At 69.6% G+C, this 16358-nt stretch carries 16 protein-coding genes and 3 pseudogenes; 13 read left to right on the forward strand and 6 right to left on the reverse strand.

Features of this window, described 5'->3' with window-relative positions; all coding sequences use genetic code 11:
* The first annotated feature begins 25 nt into the window (after nt 1-25).
* From ACRRSS_RS18355 to ACRRSS_RS18365, 3 genes are read left to right on the forward strand one after another with little or no spacing between them, the layout of a single operon-like run.
* A complete protein-coding gene (locus ACRRSS_RS18355; protein ID WP_435972202.1) occupies nt 26-697 on the forward strand; it encodes a hypothetical protein in 672 nt (223 codons plus the stop codon).
* Nucleotides 651-2381 (forward strand): relaxase domain-containing protein, encoded by a 1731-nt coding sequence (locus ACRRSS_RS18360; protein WP_435972203.1) that lies wholly within the window; start codon nt 651-653, stop codon nt 2379-2381. The genes ACRRSS_RS18355 and ACRRSS_RS18360 overlap by 47 nt, the downstream gene beginning before the upstream one ends.
* On the forward strand, nt 2378-2725 hold the full coding sequence (locus ACRRSS_RS18365) for a hypothetical protein (RefSeq protein ID WP_435972204.1): 348 nt from the start codon (nt 2378-2380) through the stop codon (nt 2723-2725). The genes ACRRSS_RS18360 and ACRRSS_RS18365 overlap by 4 nt, the downstream gene beginning before the upstream one ends.
* Nucleotides 2726-3082: 357 nt before the next feature.
* Here the strand turns inward: ACRRSS_RS18365 and ACRRSS_RS18370 are convergent, their stop codons facing one another.
* Entirely contained in the window at nt 3083-3484 is a 402-nt protein-coding gene (locus ACRRSS_RS18370; protein WP_435972205.1) for a hypothetical protein, read from the reverse strand.
* Between the two features lie 535 nt (nt 3485-4019).
* Between ACRRSS_RS18370 and ACRRSS_RS18375 the strand changes: the two genes are divergently transcribed.
* Entirely contained in the window at nt 4020-4661 is a 642-nt protein-coding gene (locus ACRRSS_RS18375) for a hypothetical protein (RefSeq protein WP_435972206.1), read from the forward strand.
* A 50-nt stretch (nt 4662-4711) separates the two neighbouring features.
* Here the strand turns inward: ACRRSS_RS18375 and uppS are convergent, their stop codons facing one another.
* Nucleotides 4712-6346: a polyprenyl diphosphate synthase gene (gene uppS / locus ACRRSS_RS18380; RefSeq protein WP_435972207.1), complete on the reverse strand. Its 1635-nt coding sequence runs from the start codon at nt 6344-6346 to the stop codon at nt 4712-4714.
* Nucleotides 6347-6908: 562 nt separating this feature from the next.
* On the opposite strand from uppS, the gene ACRRSS_RS18385 reads away from it, so the two are divergent.
* Complete coding sequence (locus ACRRSS_RS18385) at nt 6909-7085, forward strand: hypothetical protein (RefSeq protein ID WP_435972208.1); 177 nt, start codon at nt 6909-6911, stop codon at nt 7083-7085.
* An 88-nt stretch (nt 7086-7173) separates the two neighbouring features.
* Here the strand turns inward: ACRRSS_RS18385 and ACRRSS_RS18390 are convergent.
* Nucleotides 7174-8463: pseudogene (locus ACRRSS_RS18390) on the reverse strand (helicase associated domain-containing protein); the annotation flags it as partial.
* A gap of 16 nt (nt 8464-8479) precedes the next feature.
* Nucleotides 8480-9184, reverse strand: a complete 705-nt coding sequence (locus tag ACRRSS_RS18395) for a DUF4386 domain-containing protein (protein WP_435972209.1) — start codon at nt 9182-9184, stop codon at nt 8480-8482.
* Nucleotides 9185-9301: 117 nt separating this feature from the next.
* Between ACRRSS_RS18395 and ACRRSS_RS18400 the strand changes: the two genes are divergently transcribed.
* The 4 genes from ACRRSS_RS18400 (at nt 9302) to ACRRSS_RS18415 (ending at nt 12577) form a co-directional block, all read left to right on the forward strand.
* Complete coding sequence (locus tag ACRRSS_RS18400; RefSeq protein WP_435972210.1) at nt 9302-9985, forward strand: TetR family transcriptional regulator; 684 nt, start codon at nt 9302-9304, stop codon at nt 9983-9985.
* Nucleotides 9986-10213: 228 nt separating this feature from the next.
* Nucleotides 10214-10741, forward strand: coding sequence for an endonuclease domain-containing protein (locus ACRRSS_RS18405; protein WP_402079176.1), 528 nt, complete (start codon nt 10214-10216; stop codon nt 10739-10741).
* A 706-nt stretch (nt 10742-11447) separates the two neighbouring features.
* Nucleotides 11448-11738 (forward strand): hypothetical protein, encoded by a 291-nt coding sequence (locus tag ACRRSS_RS18410; protein WP_329286870.1) that lies wholly within the window; start codon nt 11448-11450, stop codon nt 11736-11738.
* A 521-nt stretch (nt 11739-12259) separates the two neighbouring features.
* Nucleotides 12260-12577: a hypothetical protein gene (locus ACRRSS_RS18415; protein WP_240660044.1), complete on the forward strand. Its 318-nt coding sequence runs from the start codon at nt 12260-12262 to the stop codon at nt 12575-12577.
* Here ACRRSS_RS18415 and ACRRSS_RS18420 read toward each other — a convergent pair.
* Nucleotides 12572-13411 (reverse strand): IS5 family transposase, encoded by an 840-nt coding sequence (locus ACRRSS_RS18420; RefSeq protein ID WP_435972211.1) that lies wholly within the window; start codon nt 13409-13411, stop codon nt 12572-12574. The two genes, ACRRSS_RS18415 and ACRRSS_RS18420, sit on opposite strands and share 6 nt — an antisense overlap.
* 338 nt (nt 13412-13749) lie before the next feature.
* On the opposite strand from ACRRSS_RS18420, the gene ACRRSS_RS18425 reads away from it, so the two are divergent.
* Nucleotides 13750-14031, forward strand: coding sequence for a hypothetical protein (locus ACRRSS_RS18425; RefSeq protein ID WP_435972212.1), 282 nt, complete (start codon nt 13750-13752; stop codon nt 14029-14031).
* Here ACRRSS_RS18425 and ACRRSS_RS18430 read toward each other — a convergent pair.
* Nucleotides 13991-14340 (reverse strand): annotated as a pseudogene (locus tag ACRRSS_RS18430) (transposase); the annotation flags it as partial. The gene ACRRSS_RS18425 and the pseudogene ACRRSS_RS18430 overlap by 41 nt on opposite strands.
* On the opposite strand from ACRRSS_RS18430, the pseudogene ACRRSS_RS18435 reads away from it, so the two are divergent.
* The 3 genes and pseudogenes from ACRRSS_RS18435 to ACRRSS_RS18445 all read left to right on the forward strand — a co-directional run.
* Nucleotides 14318-14521, forward strand: a pseudogene (locus tag ACRRSS_RS18435) (two-component sensor histidine kinase); the annotation flags it as partial. The pseudogenes ACRRSS_RS18430 and ACRRSS_RS18435 sit on opposite strands and share 23 nt — an antisense overlap.
* A complete protein-coding gene (locus tag ACRRSS_RS18440) occupies nt 14518-15168 on the forward strand; it encodes a response regulator (RefSeq protein ID WP_435972213.1) in 651 nt (216 codons plus the stop codon). The pseudogene ACRRSS_RS18435 and the gene ACRRSS_RS18440, both read left to right, overlap by 4 nt.
* 677 nt (nt 15169-15845) lie before the next feature.
* Nucleotides 15846-16310, forward strand: a complete 465-nt coding sequence (locus tag ACRRSS_RS18445; protein WP_435972214.1) for a hypothetical protein — start codon at nt 15846-15848, stop codon at nt 16308-16310.
* Nucleotides 16311-16358: the final 48 nt, after the last annotated feature.

Consider the following 16358-nt stretch of genomic DNA (forward strand, 5'->3'; position numbering starts at 1 on the left):
TCCGTACGCGGCCCTGCACGTTCACGTGTACGCCGTCGAGGGCGAGACACTCGAGAAGGACCTCGACACCCTCAAGGTAGAAGTCCCCACAGACCTGCAGCAGGCCCCCGCCGGGACCACGACGCCACCGCCGGCCAGCACAGGAACCGTCTCCTTCGGAACCGCCCTCAGCGCGGCAATGAGGACCGAGGCCGCTGCCGCGGCGGCCAGCGTCCCGAAGCCGGTACCCAACGTCCCCGTCAAGCTCGGCCAGGCCGAAGGCCAGCCCATGCCCACCGGAACCTGGGCCGCCACGGTCATCGACCGCACCAAGGAAATCAACGACGGCATCGACCGCGCCCTGACCGTCGGCACCCTCGTCACCGTCGAAGCCCCCGCCACCGGATCCGTCCCCATCAAGGTCGAACTCGACTACGGCAAGTTCGAGAACCTCTACGGCGCCGACTGGTCCACCCGCCTGCGCCTCGTCCAATTCCCCGAGTGCTACCTCACCAACCCCCGCGCAGAGGCATGCCAGGCCTACACGGAACTGGAAACGGTCAGCAGCAGCACCACCAACTCCATCACCGCGACCGTCGACCCGGCCGCCGACGGCACCACGACACCCGCCTCCGCCCCCCGGCAGCACCCCCTACTCCGGGCCCGCGATTATGCAGGCCTCCTACACCACCGCCACACCCGTAGCCACAGGCGGTGACAAGGCGGTCGTCGGCGCCGTCGACTCCGGCGCGGGCAGCGCCGACTCCTTCAAGGCGACCCCGCTCGCCTCCAGCGGAAACTGGTCGGCGGGAGGCTCCTCCGGCGCCTTCACCTGGAGCTACCCCCTCGCCATCCCCCCGGCCCCGGCAGGCCCCGCCCCCAACATCTCGTTCAACTACAACTCCCAGACCGTGGACGGAAGGACATCCGTCTCCTCTCCCCAGGCCTCGTGGATCGGCGAAGGCTGGGACTACGACCCCGGCCACATCGAACGCCGCTACCGCTCCTGCAAGGACGACACCAAAACCCTCACCGCAGGAACGCCCAACAACACGGCCAACACCAGTGACCTGTGCTGGGTGTCCCACAACGCGGTGATGTCACTCGGCGGCAAGACCACCGAGCTCGTGCGCGACGACGCCTCGACCGCCAACGCTGAGACCGGCACCGATACCTACCGTCCCCAGAATGACGACGGCACCCGCATCCGGCGCCACACGGGCGGCACGAACCGCGCCCGGCGGCCGGACGGGACATGGGGCAACCTCTCCGCGGACTCGATGGTCGCCCACATCGTCGCAGCCGACACCCTCTACACCCTCCTGTTCATGGAGGAGGTGACGGCTCGGCTCGGGTGGGCGTGGGAGCCGCGCGAGGTGACTCCGGGCCGCCGGCCCGTGATGGAGATCGCCGGGATCGACCGGCGGCTCATCGGCTGGCAGTCGACCCGCCGCCAGCAGATCGAGGACGCGCTGCCCGTCCTGACCGCCAGGTACGAGGAACGCCAAGGGCACGCGCCGGGGGAGCGGGCCGCCTACGCGCTGGCCTGCCAGGCCGCCGACCAGACTCGCCCGCCGAAGCGCACCGAGCCGCTGTCGCTGACCGAGCTGCGGACGCGTTGGCGCACCTCGGCGATCCGGGCGTTCGGCGCCTGCACCCTCTACCGGATCGCAGAGCGGGCGCGGGCGGCGGCCGCGGCGGTGTGGGCGCGGGTGCGACCGGTGGTCGCCATCGCCCTGGCGGCCATCGACGTCGTCGCCGTGGTGTACGTGATGCGCGGCGCGTTCGCGCGCCACCACCTGCTCGCCGAAGCGCGCCGTCACCTCTCCTACGTCCTGCGCGGCCGACCCCACGAGCCGGGCCTGGACGAACGGATCGTGCAGGCGGTCGTCGACGACTACACCCGCCCTGTCGGGCGCGGCCGGAGGATGACCGCCGATCTGCGGGCCCTGTACCCGGGCGACACCGAGGACCAGGCCGTGCTGCGCCCGCTGACCCGCAGCCGCACGGCGGCCCCGTACGAGCGGGCCCGCCTTGCCGCCGACGCCCTGGCCGTCCGGGCCCACGCGGTGCGCCGTGCGGACCGCCTGGGCTCCCGCCCTCGCCCGTACACCGTCGCGGTGCCCGCCGCCTCGAGGTCGCACTCGCGGCCGTTCCGCGACGGCCGGAAAGACGGCCTCCTCCTGAAGCCGGAGACCGGCGTTGACGCGGTGGAGCAGACCCGCCAGACCCTCGAAGCCGCCGCGGCGAAGGTGGCCGCCACGCTCCAGGACAGCCAGCGGGCGCGCGAAGCCGCCCACGGCCTGCGTCCACAGCCCGCCCCGGCGGCGGTCCCGCCGCAGCACACCCAGCAGCCCGGCACCCAGCACACACCGGGCCGAACCACAGGAGGAGTCACGTGAACACCCCGGAATACCAGCCCAACCCCGACGAAGCCCTCGCCCGCGCCCGTGCCGCCCGCGAGCAGATGGCCGCCGCGCTCGACGAGGACCAGGAGCCCGAGGCTGATGAGCCCGTGGGGTGGCAGCCGATCTGGAAGCGCCCGCGGAAGCCGAAGTCGAAGGCGGCGAAGAAGGAGGAGCTGCGCAAGCAGCGGAAGCGACTCCAGGACGCCGCCAAGCGCCGCCTCGCCGCGAGGAACTCGCGCCGGCCCCGCTCCCGGCAGAACCGGATCGGCAACGCGGCCGCGCGCCGCGATGCCCGCGCCCTGTCCCGGGTGCGGCACTCCAACGCCTGGCTGTGGTGACGAGGCCCGGCACCGTCCACTGAGTGGAGTCCCCGATGTCGCGCATTGCCACCGGATGCAGAACATCGAGTGGACTCCAATCAGTGGGTTCCACCCGATGGGCTCCACCGAGTGGACCCCACTCCGGTGCGCCGGACGACGATGGACTCCACCGTGGTGCGCACCGCGATGGTGCGCCACCGCGTCCGGCACCGCACCACTTTCCGACGATGCCCGGCATTCTCTCGCGCGCCGGTCCACTGCACCCGGTGCCCGCACCGCATTGGTGCGCCCGCCACCGGCCGACCCCTTGTCCGGGTGCGGCCGGACGCGCGCGACCCCCTTGTCCGGCTCCGCTACACCCCTTGTCCAGCTCTGCTACCGCGACGTTTCTCCTTGACATCGCCGGTTTCGGCTTGCGATCAGGTCGCGGTCAATGGGGGTGTACACGGCAGTGAGGCGCACCGGGTGCGCACCGGTCGGTGCGGGGTGCGCAGCGAGGGCCTGGCCCACGCCGACGGCCTCCAGCTGGCGCAGGGTGTCGGCGACGTCCTCGTGGTAGTCGGTGAGGAACTGCTGCGCGAAGTCGATGACGGCGCGGGCGATGCCCTCCGCCGTGTCCGGCCCTGCCTGCGCCCAGATCCGCAGCGAGGTCACGAAGACGCGCCCGAGGGCCTCCAGGGCGAAGGTGTCCTCGCACGGCTCGCCGGCCTCCGGGCCGGGCAGCGCGGTGACCAGGACGACGATGCGTTCGGCGACGTCGACGAGCAGCTCGGGCATCCGCGGTTCGGTGGCGGCGAACTCGCGGGCGGCACCGGTCGGCCTGGACGGCCCGGAGGTAGTTGAAGGCGCTGATCGCCGCGTGCGGGGTCATCGCGGCGAGCGGCGTGGTGTCGGGCATGTCCGCTCCTCAACGTACGGGCCGCCCCGCTGATCGCGGCGCCTCGGAACCGATGCTCGGATCGCGGCCCTGTGAACAGAGTCCGGCGCCGGCAGGGGAGACTCTCCCCCCCTTCAGATTTGTGACGACGCAGTCTTTTTGGCAAGGAACGGTATAGACCTGCACTGGCCAGGCGGATGTGACGCTGAGTAGTTGGCAAGGGTGGCGCACGTTAGTTGGCAAGCTCAGGTCACGGGAGGTGATCGTCCTGGGCGAGGGTGGCGTCCCCTGGCGTTTGAGGTGTCGCGTCATCGGCCGGAGTTTCCTTGCGTCCTTTCGGGTGGTTTGCGGGCTCTCCGCAGACCAGGCAGCAGGGTGCCTGAAGGATTCCTTGCGGGTCGTGCCCTACGGCCCGGGGAAGGATGGTGCGCATCGATGAGTGCGACACGACGAAACGTTCTGGGTGCCGCTCTGGCCGCGCCCTTGCTGGCGCAGTTCGCCGGGACGGCGTCCGCGGCGGATGAGAAGTACGGCACGGTCTCCGACGGCTGGGTCGAGGTCCGGTGGTCCCAGCCGGTCCAGGCGGAGCTGGACCGGCTGGGAGCGGTGGTCGAGGCCGTGGCCCCTGCCGAGATGGTCAAGTCCTCCGGTGGTCCGGCGGTGCGGTTCCCCGTGCGCTCCGGCAAAGGCGACCCCTCGCTGACGAAGCTGCCGAAGGCCAAGGGCGACGGTGCTCTCGACGGCGGAGTCTCGGTGCGCACACCGCTGGGCAACGTTCTGCTCACCGACCTGGAGGGCGCTCTGAAGGACGAACTGGCGTCGGGAAAGTGCAAGGTCAACGGCCTCGCTGTCGAACACACCTCGGCCCTCCGGTGCGGGGCGGAGAAGGGGAAACTGTCCACCGACAAGGTTCCGGTGGGCAAGCCGCTGAAGGTTCGGCTCAGTGAGGTGCCGCTGTACGCCACCCCTGAGATGCTCGAGGCGTACACCGCGACGTTCGGCACGTCCACGTTCAGCGAAGACACGGTGCTGGGGTATGTGACCGTAGCTGGCACGTACACGCCGCCGAAGCCGTGAGGTGAGCCTGGGCCCGGGCTCAGGACGCCCGGGCCCTGGCTCAGGAGGGCTTAAGCCGGCTTTGCTGAGCGGACTGGCTCTGTTGGCCGGGTGGGTCCGGGGAGAGTGCCGCCGAAGCGGCGTTGGCGGCCGGCGTAGACGGTGACCGCTTCCCGTAGCTGTTCCAGGCCGAAGCTGGGCCAGGGAGTGGGGTCGAAGACCATCTCGGCATAGGCCAGATGCCAGGGCAGGAAGTTGCTGATCCGCTGCTCACCGGAGGTGCGGATCAGCAGATCAACGTCCGGAAGGCCGGGTGCGTACATGTGCCGGTCCAGGTCGGCGGGGCCGATGTCCTTGGGCCGGATCGCTCCGGTGGCTGCTTCGGCGGCCAGCGCGCGGGCGGCCTCGACCAGTTCTTCGCGGCCGCCGTAGTCGACGCAGACGGTCAGCGTCAGCGTCTCGTTGTTCGACGTCATGCTCTCTACCAGGGTCAGTGCGGAGGCCAGCGACGGGTCGATGCGGTCACGCCGCCCGCACCAGCGCACCCGCACCCCCAGGTCGTGCAGCCACTCCGCACCCCCCCGGGCCATCGCATCGCCCATGCTCTCGAACAAAGCGTCCAGTTCGTCCTGAGAACGGGTCCAGTTCTCGGTGGAGAACGCGTAGAAGGTCAGGTGCCGCACTCCCAGCCGCAGTGCGGCGTTGACCAGGCGCACCGCGGACCACCCACCCGCCTGATGCCCCCAGGAGGCCGGCCGGCCCTGCTCCGAGGCCCATCGGCGGTTGCCGTCCATGATGACCGCGACATGCTCGGGCACCGTGTCCACCTCCGCGTGCGCCCATACAGGGCGGCGGGAGGCCCCGTCGGCAGACACCAGCGGCTCGAGACCTTGAGTGAACACCCGCTCCTGGCGGAGGGCGACCTCGTCGAACTGCAGATGGGCCCCCAGCACCAGCACGTGCAGGAACGGCTGATACTCGCGCTCCACCATTCCCGTCACCGGCGCCGCCTGCTCCAGCAGGACTTTCCAGCGGCCCAGTTGCATGCGCACCAGTTCCGCCAGCGCCCCGGGACGTTCACCGCGCACAAGGTCACTCACCTCCAGTCCCAGTGCCCGCAGATCGTCGCGCGGCAGGTAACACCGGCCGGCAGCGAGGTCCTCCGGCATATCCTCGAACTGGTCCACCACCTGGCCCGCCTCGCCCAGCAAAGAGATCAGCGCCAGCACCTCCGGCCCCCTCAGACCCACCAGCGGGGACCACAGCTCGAAGTGCGCACCCGCCACCCCCCTCAGATATCGCCGCTGGTCCTGGAACGTCTCGAAGACAGGAGGACTGACGCAATCGGTCTCCAGGACGCCCAGATGCTCCTCGATCACCGCACGGTCAAGATCCCACCGCCACACCGTGTCCACGAACGCCCGCAGCATCGGATGCCCGCTGCCCCCCGACCGCAGCCCCTCGCGGACGGCGGAATACCAACGGGCAAGCCGCCGCTCACGCTCCGCCGCGGTTCCGCCCCTGTCCGCGATGGCGTCAGTCCACAGAGCGAAGCCGTTGACAGCATGCATGTGCGGGCGCACCGGAGCAGGCAGCAGTTCACCCGCCCGCCACAGCGGCGCATGGGACTGCCTGGTCACCGCCTCGCACAGCTCGTAGGACTCACGCAACTCGGACGAACCAAACGAAGTCTCACCACTCGTCATGCACAGACCTCCCCTTCAACCACGCCGTCGCCAGCACACCGCACCGTGCAGCGCGGCCGACGATCACCTCCCCACCGACCATGGGCGGGCGACCCTCCCGTCAATAACGAGACGCCGACCGGCCGGTACCGGGCAGCAAAGTGCTGGCGGGCCCGCACGATCGTCGATTGGACGAGCGACTCGCTCTGCGAGACAGCGCGACTGACCAGACAGTCGACGGCGAGGAGTCGCTGCGTATCCGCCGCGGCGTTAACAACCCCATCGCGGCGATGCGCAACGACCCGGTCCGTGCCGTGGCCCTGCTGCGGGAGCTAGCCCTGGCCATGGACGAGGGCGACCGCGACCCGCTCCAGGTCGACGAGTCCGGCACCCGCCTCGAGCAGGTCGCTACCCGGGCCTGGTTTAACCGGGCCTTCCCCAAGACCGCTGCCACTGCCCCCCCCGCGTTAGCACCGGGCAGCACACCCCCGGCGCGACCGCGGCGCCGCCGGAGAGCGACACCCAGGCGGTCAAGCGCCTGCGCCGGGAGCTCAATGAGATTCTCACCTCGCTGGAGGAAGGGGTGAAGCTGCTGCCGGGCATCGTCGCCCAGATGCGGGCACACGCAAGGGCAGCCCACATCGACCAGCCCCTGCCCGAGGCCCGCGCTCAGCAGGCGGCGCTGCAGGTGACCGCGCTGCTGCCGCATCTGCGGGAGCTCCCCGAGCTGCTCCTGGCCCTCGGCAACCGCGAGGCTTAACCAGCGCGAGGCCGGGTTGGGAACCCGCAGGTCCCGACCCGGCCTCGCGCCGACCCGCAGAACGGAAGAGCACCGCTTACCAAGGCCCCTACGCCCACTCGCCTCCCAGCCCTCGGAGGGCACCCAGCTGCTCCCCGCTGAGTTTGTCGCGGCGTTGTTTCTGGTTGGAGTACCAGATCCGCAGGGCCAGATCGTGCTCCTGGCCGTCGATGACGATCTTCTCTCGGTGGGTTCGCTTCACCGTGGACTCGCCCTCTCGGCTGACGTACTGGGCGAGGGCGGTCAGGCCGCGCTGGAACGACTGCTGTGCCTTGCTCTGGCCCTTCGCCGCGCGCCCGGTCGCCGGGGCGGGGGCCGGGGTTTGGTCGGGCTGTACGCCCAGCCTGGTCAGCCGTTGCTGCTGCTCGGTGGACAGCACCTTCCAGGTGCTCGGCTTCTGCTGTTGCTGGAGCCATCGTCCGATGTCGTCGCCGTCCATCAGTACGCCAGGGGCGATGTCGGGTAGGACCCCGCCGTTCTCGTCGGCGGCGAGGTCGGCGAGCACTTTGTAGTGGCGTTGCCAGTCGAGGGGCCAGGGGAAGTTCCAGTCGGGGTCGATCTCCGCGAGCTGCGCGGCCCGGGTCTCCGCGCGCTGCGGGTCTTTGCCGAGGCCGTTTTTGCGGCGGAGGTTGGCGAGGAGTTGTCCGATGGCCAGCTGCTCGCCGTCTCCCTCGCCTTCGCCCCAGACGGCTTCTTGTCGGGGTGCGAGGTGTCCCATGGCCCGCCGGTAGGATCGCAGCGTGGCGAGCTTGTTCTCCCACGCTTCTTCGCCGGGTTCCCACACCATCCCGGCCTCCGGCGCGTCCAGCAGCACCTTGCGCCGCTCCTGGAGTTCACCTGCCCGCAGCGCCTTCCGCTGCTGATGCACCCATCGACCAAGCGGGAAATCCTTCGTGACCCCCACCTCGACCTCAACGTCGTAGGGCACGGCGTAGAGGCCGGTGATCTCGTTCTCCGCCCGCCACCGCAGCAACGCCTGGTAGCCCTCCAGCCACACCAGCGACTCCGGCCGGTAGACCCGGGTGCGCAGGAAGGCCGCGATGGTCGCGGCGTCGCGTGGGCTGGAGAAGTGGAGCAGGGCCGCTTCGGCGGCGGCCTGCGTGTCGTCGTCCTCCTGGTCCTCGCGGTCGCCCGCGCCGCCGGCGCCAATGATCCGCCCGTCCTCGTCGCGCCGGACATGGACCTTGCGCTTCCCGCTCGTGAGCGCCCGGGAAGCGAGCTGCTCGACCAGACGTTCGTCATGCGAACGCAAACCCTGGAGAACCGCCACAAGGGGGCGGAACGAGGCGCTGGCGACCATGTCCTGCGGGTCCTCGCCAGGCTCCAGGAACACCGGCACGAAGCTCGGGTCGGTCTCACCGACGGACACCTGCCGGATCAGCCACTTCTCCGTCTGTCCGGGACGCGGCGCCTGAGCCGGGCCCGAACCCCCTGAGGATCAGCCACCCGGCCAGCCCCAGCTCCCAGGCGAACACCGGGAGCGCGGCGGCCGCCCCCGCCGCGGAGAGCTGCGTGTAGGCCCCGAACATCACGGCGACCGCCGATGCGCAGATCAGCGGTCCTCCGACGAGTCCGAGCACGGCGATGAAGCGCGGTACGAGCCGTGCGCGGTAGGCCAGGTACGCGAGCAGGACGCTGTTCAGCCCGAGGGTGATGTTGGGCCCGAGCAGGAACGTCCAGTTGTGCACGGCCACCAGCGCGGCATCATCGCCGTCCGCCGCCCCCGCGTCCCGCCGCAGGGTGACGAGCGCCAGGACCGCGACGATCCCGAGGGCGATGACGGCCGCCTCGAGGAGTCGCCCGAAGGCGTACCCGAGCGCGAGGCCCTCGCCGTGGCGCCGCAGGACGGGGAACAGCGCCGCCCCGGTGCCGGCCACCGCCACCACCAGCACCACCTCACAGAGCACGCCGAGCAGCGCCCGCGTGTCGGCGCCCTGCGCGAGACGGCCGTCCGCGGCGCCCAACAGAGGGCGGTACAGGATCGCCCCGGCTATCGCGGCGGCCTCGGTCAGCAGGAACAGCGACCCGGCGGCCACCGCGGTTCTCCGGTCCGGACTCATGGTCTCCACTACCCCTCGCTCGATGGTGGTGTACGCCGTACACCTGACGGCGACCATAGGTGTACGGCGTACACTCGTCAAGGAGAAGGCCGTCGAGGAGGGAAGGAGCACTACCGGATGACCCGGCAGGAGGCCACGCGCACGCAACGGATCCCCCTGAACAGGGAACGCGTCCTGCACGCCGCCGTCGCGCTCGCCGACGCCACCGGCATCGACGCGCTCAGCATGCGCAGGCTCGCGCAGGAGCTGGACGTCGTCCCGATGGCCCTCTACAAGCACGTGGCCAACAAGGAGGAGTTGCTCGACGGCATGGCCGACGTCGTCGTCGGCGAGATCGACCCGCCGGCCGCGGGCCCCGACTGGCGGCACGTGGTCCGCGGGCGGATCCTCTCGGCCCGGCGGGTCCTGCTGCGCCACCCCTGGGCGGTCCGGGTCATCGAGTCGCGGACCGGCCCCACCCCGGCCGTCCTTGCGTACCTGGACTCGATGGCGGGGAGCTTCCGGGAAGGCGGCCTCTCCGCCGACCTCACGCACCACGTCATGCACGCGATGGGCAGCCGCCTCCTCGGCTTCAGCCAGGAACTGTTCGACGCCTCGGGCCCCTCCGGCTCGCCGGACCCCGGGCTGGTGGCGCACTACCCGAACATCGCGGAACTGTCCGCGACGGCCGCACACGACGGGGGCTCCGCGGTCGGTGGCGGCTGCGACGACCAGTTCGAGTTCGAATTCGCCCTAGACCTCCTCCTGGACGGCTTCGAGAACCTCCGCCGCCAGGGCTGGACGTCCGCGCGGAAGGCGTAGCCACCTCTACTCTGCGAAGCCCACGTCAGCGACTGGGAGTCAGCCTGCCTCGCGTCGAGCCGTACCCGTGCCGGAGGCGAGGTCGAGTGTGCCGGGCGGGAGGCAGCAGAGGCAGAGAAGAGGACGAGGAGGGGCGTGGCCTTAAAGAGCGTTTTATCCCGTCTGGGGTGTTTGGCAAGTACGCCGACAGCAGCTAACCACTGCATCGCGCGCCGAGCTGGAGCGTTCATGAGCAAGGACCACGAGTCGGCGATGAAGGAGATGCGCCGTCGAGAAGCAGTCGAGCGCGAGTGGCTGGGAGGCGTAACGCGGGGCCGGCTGACCTTCTCGGAAGCCGAGACCTTCGATCGCCAGGGAGTGCCGTCTTGCCACACATGGAGGGTCCCCGGCAAAGAGGTGCCAGTGCACCTTTCTGCCACGCAGGCGGTCCGGCGTTGGCAAGCTGGCGCCTGCGCGATGTGCAGCGCGCACCCTGAGCGGCTACTGGTCGACCACTGTCACCGGACTGGTCTCGTGCGGGGCCTGCTGTGCACCAGTTGCAACACGTCTGAGGGGGTGCGGAATGTGCCATCGTTCGTCGCTTATCGGGAGCGGCCCCCTGCGGTGATGCTGGGCCTGGATGAGCAGTACGGCTCGGCCTGGGACGGTTTTGGGCTCGACCCGGCAGAGCGGGGCCAGCGCAACGCCGCCCACGTCGACGCTGCCGAAGCCCTCTTCGGAGGAATCGCTGACCGATTCCGACTGGGGAGAAAGTGACCGCTCACGAGGACGCTGTCGGCGTGCCACAGGCGTTGGCTACTTCTGGTTCGAGGGAGGCTCTTCCCCGAGTTCGAGCCTGAGCTTGCACACCTTGAGGCCGGCTGCGCGTCCTCGCATGGCCTGTCCGGTGTCGCAGGTGATCAGGGTGACTGGGCTGCCCGCCAATGTCTGAGCTTCCACAGCTCTGTCGACGATTTCGTCATCAGTGATGGGAAGCCTTTGATGGCCGGGGGGATCGAAGAGACTCGACCGCCACGGGCCCCCGCGGCGTCGGAATGCGGCCCGTGGGGTCTGTGACCTTGTCGTCTTGGGCCTTCAGGAGTCCCGGCTGTGATGGGTCCTCGCTGAGGATGCGGTCCAGTACGGCGAGGGTGTAGCCGGCTCTGTATCGCACAATCGGTTTGCTGGCTTGCGGCAGGCCGCCCTCCATCTCGAGGACGTAAGCGAAGCGCCAGTGGGACGTTAGAGGAGAGGGCGAGGATATCCACGTCGGGTGGCAGGGGGGTTGGTTCTTCCCGCTCCCCGACATGACCACGCCACTCGGCAAAGGAATATGGACATGCGCGGATTCAAGAGTGCCCTCGCGACAGTCGCGGCTTTGGCCGCTTTCGCGGGGGTGGGGGTCGCGGCGTCGCCGGCACAGGCGGCGACCTACTGCTCGACCAAGGGGCAGACATACATCTGTGAGTACGGCGTCTCGACCATGAGATTCGCCAACGGGACGAAGGAGGAGTTCGTCGTCGGTGCCGATCACGCGGTGTGGACGAACTGGACCAGGTCCGACGGATCCTGGAACGGCTGGATGTCCATGGGCGGGTGGGTCCAGAGCCGCATCTACGCGACCCCTGAGCAGGAGAACAGCACTTCGCTCCTCTACATCATCGCCACCGGCTCGGACGGCAACGACTGGGCCCGTGTGCGCCACTCCAACGGCTACTGGACCAGCTGGCAGCCCCGCTGCTTCGCCATCCCGGAGGGCCATAACTGCGCGTAACCGGCGGGGCGAGCGGTACTCGCCCCGACCACCGCACGCGGTCCACGGGGTGTCACTGGCGGCGGACCGCACACCGGCGCGGCGCGTAGCACGGATCATCGAGGAGCCTTTCGAGGAATGTGGCGCGGAAGTGGCCTGGCAGGGTCGAAGCTGCGCATCTGGTCGCGGCCGGTGATCGGCTCGGCCGCCCGGCTCCCGCGGCCTGCAACGGCAACTTGGGGTGCCGGTCCGCAGAGCGGGAACAGCAGTGCCGGGGCCTGCAGGTGGCCGCGGTCCCACCTTCTGGCTCCGCGACTTGCCCCCGCCCTCCCCGCAGGCGGAATCGGCCGGGAGGCGGCCGGTGCCCGGCGTGGCGGCACTGCCCGGGGCCGCCCAGTCCGTGGGGCGGGAGGCGCAGCCTGGTTGTGCGCCGCATCCTCCCGCCCCACGGCGTCCTCGGCGGCCGGGGGCCCGAGGCGGCTGTGGGCGGGCGTAGATGGGGTGGCACCTGTTGCCCGAGCGACCCGTATGGAGCCGATGACGTGAGCCCCCGCACCGCCCCGAACCTGCCCGATGAGGGCCTGGCCATCGGCTTCCAGCCGTATTTGCCCGTGGAGATGCGCTGGGAAAGGGCGGTCGCGGACGGCCTTCCCCTCGACGTTTCCCACGCCTTCGGCATCTTCGACAGGACGCTGTGCGGAGTCCAGCAAGTCGGCATGTCGCCGTCTGATTACGGATGGCTGCCGCAGCTGGGGAATGCCTGTCGCGCTTGCCGGGAAGCGGCGGGTGTCATTGATGACCGCTGGCCGCAGGCTATGAGGGGCGAGGACGCGCGGGTCAGTGTGGCCCGGCGGCTATGAGTCCTTCCAGTTCGGAGTCGACTCTCGTGTGAGCCTGCGGCTCATCAGGTCGATCATCGCGAGGCGGATCATGGCTTCGGAGCGGTGCGGGTGGGATTCGTAGTCGCGGGCGAGGCGGCGGTGATTCATAAGCCAGCCGAACGTCCGCTCGACGACCCAGCGCCGCGGGATGACCTTGAAGCCCTTCTGGCCCGGGTCGCGGCGGGTGACCTCGACGTCGATGCCGAGGGTGGCGCCGTGGTCTATGGCCTTGGTTCGATAACCGCTGTCGGCCCATGCCTTGGTGATTCTGGGGTGGGCCTTGGCGATGTGCGAGAGCAGATGGATACCGCCGGCGTTGTCGGAGACGCTGGCCGCGGTGACCCAGACCGCGATAAGGAGGCCGAGGGTCTCGACGCCGATATGGCGCTTGCGGCCCGCGATTTTCTTACCCGCGTCGATGCCCTGGCCAGTGGCCGGGACGTTGGCGGACGTCTTGATGCTCTGGGCGTCCAGGACGCATGCGCTCGGTTCGGCGTCCCGGCCTGCAGCCTCCCGGACAAGTCGGCGGAGCAGGCCGTTGAGCTGGTCGAACACGCCGTCCTTCTGCCAGGCGGCGAAGTATCCATAGACGGTTTCCCACGGAGCGAAGTCGTGGGGAAGGTAGCGCCAGGGGATCCCGGTCCGGTCCACATACAACACCGCGTCCATGATCCGGCGCAGGTCGTGCTCGGGCGGCCGCCCGATATCCAGGCCCTTCCCTCGCCGGTCGGCCCGCCAGGCCGACACAATGGGCTCGAGCAGTTCCCATCGGGCATTGGACAGGTCACTCGGATACGGGCGCTGTCGAGACATGTTTCGATAGTTCCGCCGAGCGACATCCCGCCACAGGGCGCAAACGGGAGTGAGTGGGGGCGTCTTGGGATCAGACAGGAGCGAAAGGGCGGAAACGTGCCCGGTAATGGCGTCAGCCGCCCCTCACGTCACGGATAGCGACCCTGACCTCGGCAGTCCCAGCCCGGCCTGCTACCCAGAAGACCGCCAAAAACCCTGGACGGGATAAAACGCTCTTTTACTGATCGTTTCAGAATGGAACGCTTGGCCAGAAAGTTGCGCGCTGCGATGATGCGGACTCGACTGGGTGGTGGGGGGGACACCAGATGACGCGATGGCAGCTCTTGCATGGAGACGTCTTGGTCGGTGAGCTCAGTGAGTACGGCTGTGATCAGCCATTCTTCCTGGCGCGCTTCGCTCCGGGGCCGGGCTGGGAAAGCGTGAGGTCGTTGTTCGAGGCATGGGCGGCCTACGAGGGCTCTGACCCTGATGGGCTCAGGTTCGTCGCTCTGGCCAAGCCGTTGCAGGATCTGGGGCTCACGCTGGCTCCAGTTGACGGCCAGCCTCAGTTTCAGCTCTTCAAGGACTGCATCGTGCGTATCAACGGGTCTGAGGCCCGTCTCCGCTACTGGCGCGATTGACCGCCCTCTGGAGCCGGCGCAGGCAAATGAGGCTGCAGGCCAGATCGAGCAGGCCCTGGTGGAGGTCAGCTCGGCGTTCGTAGCGGGTGCGGAGTCGCTTGAACTGGTGCAGCCAGGCGAAGGCTCGCTCGACGACCCACCGCACTTTGCCAGTCCTGAGCCGTGGGCGACGCCGCAGCGGGCGATCAGCGGATTGATGCCGCGCTTCCACAGCAGGCGGCGGTACTTGTCGAAGTCGTAGCCACGGTCGGCGTACAGGCGCCGGGGCTTGCGGCGGGGACGTCCGCGCAGTCCCCTGATCGAGGTCACCAACCCTCCTGGCGCCCCCGGCGCTCCGCCGGTGCCCTCCGGGTTCGGCCTGGTGGGCCTGCGCGAGCGCGTCGAAGCACTCGGCGGCCACCTCAACGCCGGCCCCGGCGGCGCCGGGACCTGGCGACTGGCCGCCCGCATCCCCCACCCCACCACCGAACAGAACGGCTCCCGCACATGATCCGCGCCATGGTCGTCGACGACGACGCCCTCGTACGCCTCGGTCTGACCGACCTCCTCGAGGGCGACGACGACATCGAAGTCGTCGCCCAGGCCGCCGACGGCCTGGGCGCCATCGAGCAGGCCACCGCCCACCACATCGACGTCGCCCTGGTCGACGTCCGCATGCCCCGCATGGACGGCATCACCGCCATCACACGCCTGCGCGCCCTGCCCCACCCGCCGAAAGTCATCACGCTGACCACCTTCGACCTCGACGAATACGTCTACAACGCCCTCGCCGCAGGAGCCGACGGCTTCCTGCTCAAGGACACCGACCCTGCCGAAATCCTGCGCGCCGTCCATCTCGTCGCCACCGGCTCCGCCATGCTCCACCCCAGCGCCGCCCGCCGCCTCATCGACCGCTACCACCACACCAACCGCCCACAGGCCACCACCGCACGAAAGCGCGTCGAGCCCCTCACCCCCCGCGAGAAGGACGTCCTGGCCCTGCTCGCCGAGGGCGACACCAACGCCGACATCGCCCACACACTCGGCATGCGCGAAAGTACCGTCAAAGCACACGTCAGCCGCATCCTGACCGCCCTGAACGTCACCAACCGCGTACAAGCCGCACTCCTGGCCCGCGACGCCGGCCTCACACGCTGACACACCCCGGCACTCGACTCAGCGACCGGTCGCAGACGTGTGCCGGGACGCGGTAGTTGGAACCACCCGGCAGCGGTGACCAGCGCGTACTCGACCTGGGACCGACCCGAAGCGTCGACCTCGTCGTTCGAGCCGCGCGGCTTCCGCCTTGACCTTCGGTTCCAAGAATCTTGGCCAGGTTCCAACTAGCGTGTCTCGGCTCAGCAGACGACAACGCCCCTCAGCTTCGCCGGTGACGACAGACCTGCCCCTGTGACAACTATCGTGCTTCGAGCCTGAGCACCCAACAACTCGCGCAGAAGACCGGGCTCACCATCTCCCAGGTCGAACACGCCATCACCTGGCGGTATGAAAACACCCGGCCCCACCCCCCATCGAGCCGGCCGACTGACCAACCCCGGCCGACACGACACGCCACCCCTGTACGACTCACAGACTGTTCTGCCTGGTGGGCGGGCAGGCTGTGAGTCTGTGAGGGACCCTCCACGGCCCGGCCCGGCGGTGCATCGGCCACGTCCTGGTGGTGCCCGTGGTCCTGGTCGACGCTCGTCCGGGCGGTGCCCGGCGTGGGGCCGGCGCCCCGTACCCGCCCGCGCTGCTCCCCGGTCCGCTCGAGTCCGGGGCGTTCGGACAACGGCGGTATCGAGCGGTGGGATCCGTTCCATAGAGTGGTCCGTATGGACATGCGAAGGATCGTCGCGGTGCTGGCCGAGGAAGCTGAGCAGCAGATCCAGGACCAGGTGTGGAAGCTCGAGCCGGGCGACCGCGCACTCGCCCTTGAGGCCGAGACCGGCCTGCGTGACGTCATCCGCCCGGCAGACACCCAAGAGGCGCTGCCGCGGATCGACCGGCTCGCACACCTGCGGGAAACCCTCGCCGTCCTGGCCATCGCCCTCGCACGCACGCACGGCCGCATGGCCTGGTTCCTCTCCGGCGCCCTCCACGCACTCGAACCGGTTCCGCGCTGGCGCGCCCTGCCGGCTGACCAGGGCGGCACCTTCGGCACGGTCCTTGTGACTCCCGAGGAGTACATAGAGGCGGAAGATGCCGTCCGCCGGCTCCAGGACGCCCTCGCACAGATCGCCACCACGACAGTCGACCCCGGCAGCGCTCGACCAGATCAGCAAACAGGCGGGGCCTGAACTCAGACTGACGGGCGTCGCGGACTTTTAACTGCCAGGCCTCGTCTG

Origin of the sequence: Streptomyces sp. Qhu_M48, from assembly GCF_051305195.1 — a bacterium.
Classification (GTDB): Bacteria; Actinomycetota; Actinomycetes; order Streptomycetales; family Streptomycetaceae; genus Streptomyces.

Excerpts from the sequence above, each read along its gene's own strand:
- uppS (WP_435972207.1), bottom strand. The coding sequence starts at position 6,346 with ATGACGAGTGGTGAGACTTCGTTTGGTTCGTCCGAGTTGCGTGAGTCC.
- ACRRSS_RS18445 (WP_435972214.1), top strand. The coding sequence starts at position 15,846 with ATGGACATGCGAAGGATCGTCGCGGTGCTGGCCGAGGAAGCTGAGCAG.
- ACRRSS_RS18440 (WP_435972213.1), top strand. The coding sequence starts at position 14,518 with ATGATCCGCGCCATGGTCGTCGACGACGACGCCCTCGTACGCCTCGGT.
- ACRRSS_RS18400 (WP_435972210.1), top strand. The coding sequence starts at position 9,302 with ATGACCCGGCAGGAGGCCACGCGCACGCAACGGATCCCCCTGAACAGG.
- ACRRSS_RS18405 (WP_402079176.1), top strand. The coding sequence starts at position 10,214 with ATGAGCAAGGACCACGAGTCGGCGATGAAGGAGATGCGCCGTCGAGAA.
- ACRRSS_RS18360 (WP_435972203.1), top strand. The coding sequence starts at position 651 with ATGCAGGCCTCCTACACCACCGCCACACCCGTAGCCACAGGCGGTGAC.
- ACRRSS_RS18375 (WP_435972206.1), top strand. The coding sequence starts at position 4,020 with ATGAGTGCGACACGACGAAACGTTCTGGGTGCCGCTCTGGCCGCGCCC.
- ACRRSS_RS18370 (WP_435972205.1), bottom strand. The coding sequence starts at position 3,484 with ATGCCCGAGCTGCTCGTCGACGTCGCCGAACGCATCGTCGTCCTGGTC.
- ACRRSS_RS18420 (WP_435972211.1), bottom strand. The coding sequence starts at position 13,411 with ATGTCTCGACAGCGCCCGTATCCGAGTGACCTGTCCAATGCCCGATGG.
- ACRRSS_RS18410 (WP_329286870.1), top strand. The coding sequence starts at position 11,448 with ATGAGATTCGCCAACGGGACGAAGGAGGAGTTCGTCGTCGGTGCCGAT.
- ACRRSS_RS18395 (WP_435972209.1), bottom strand. The coding sequence starts at position 9,184 with ATGAGTCCGGACCGGAGAACCGCGGTGGCCGCCGGGTCGCTGTTCCTG.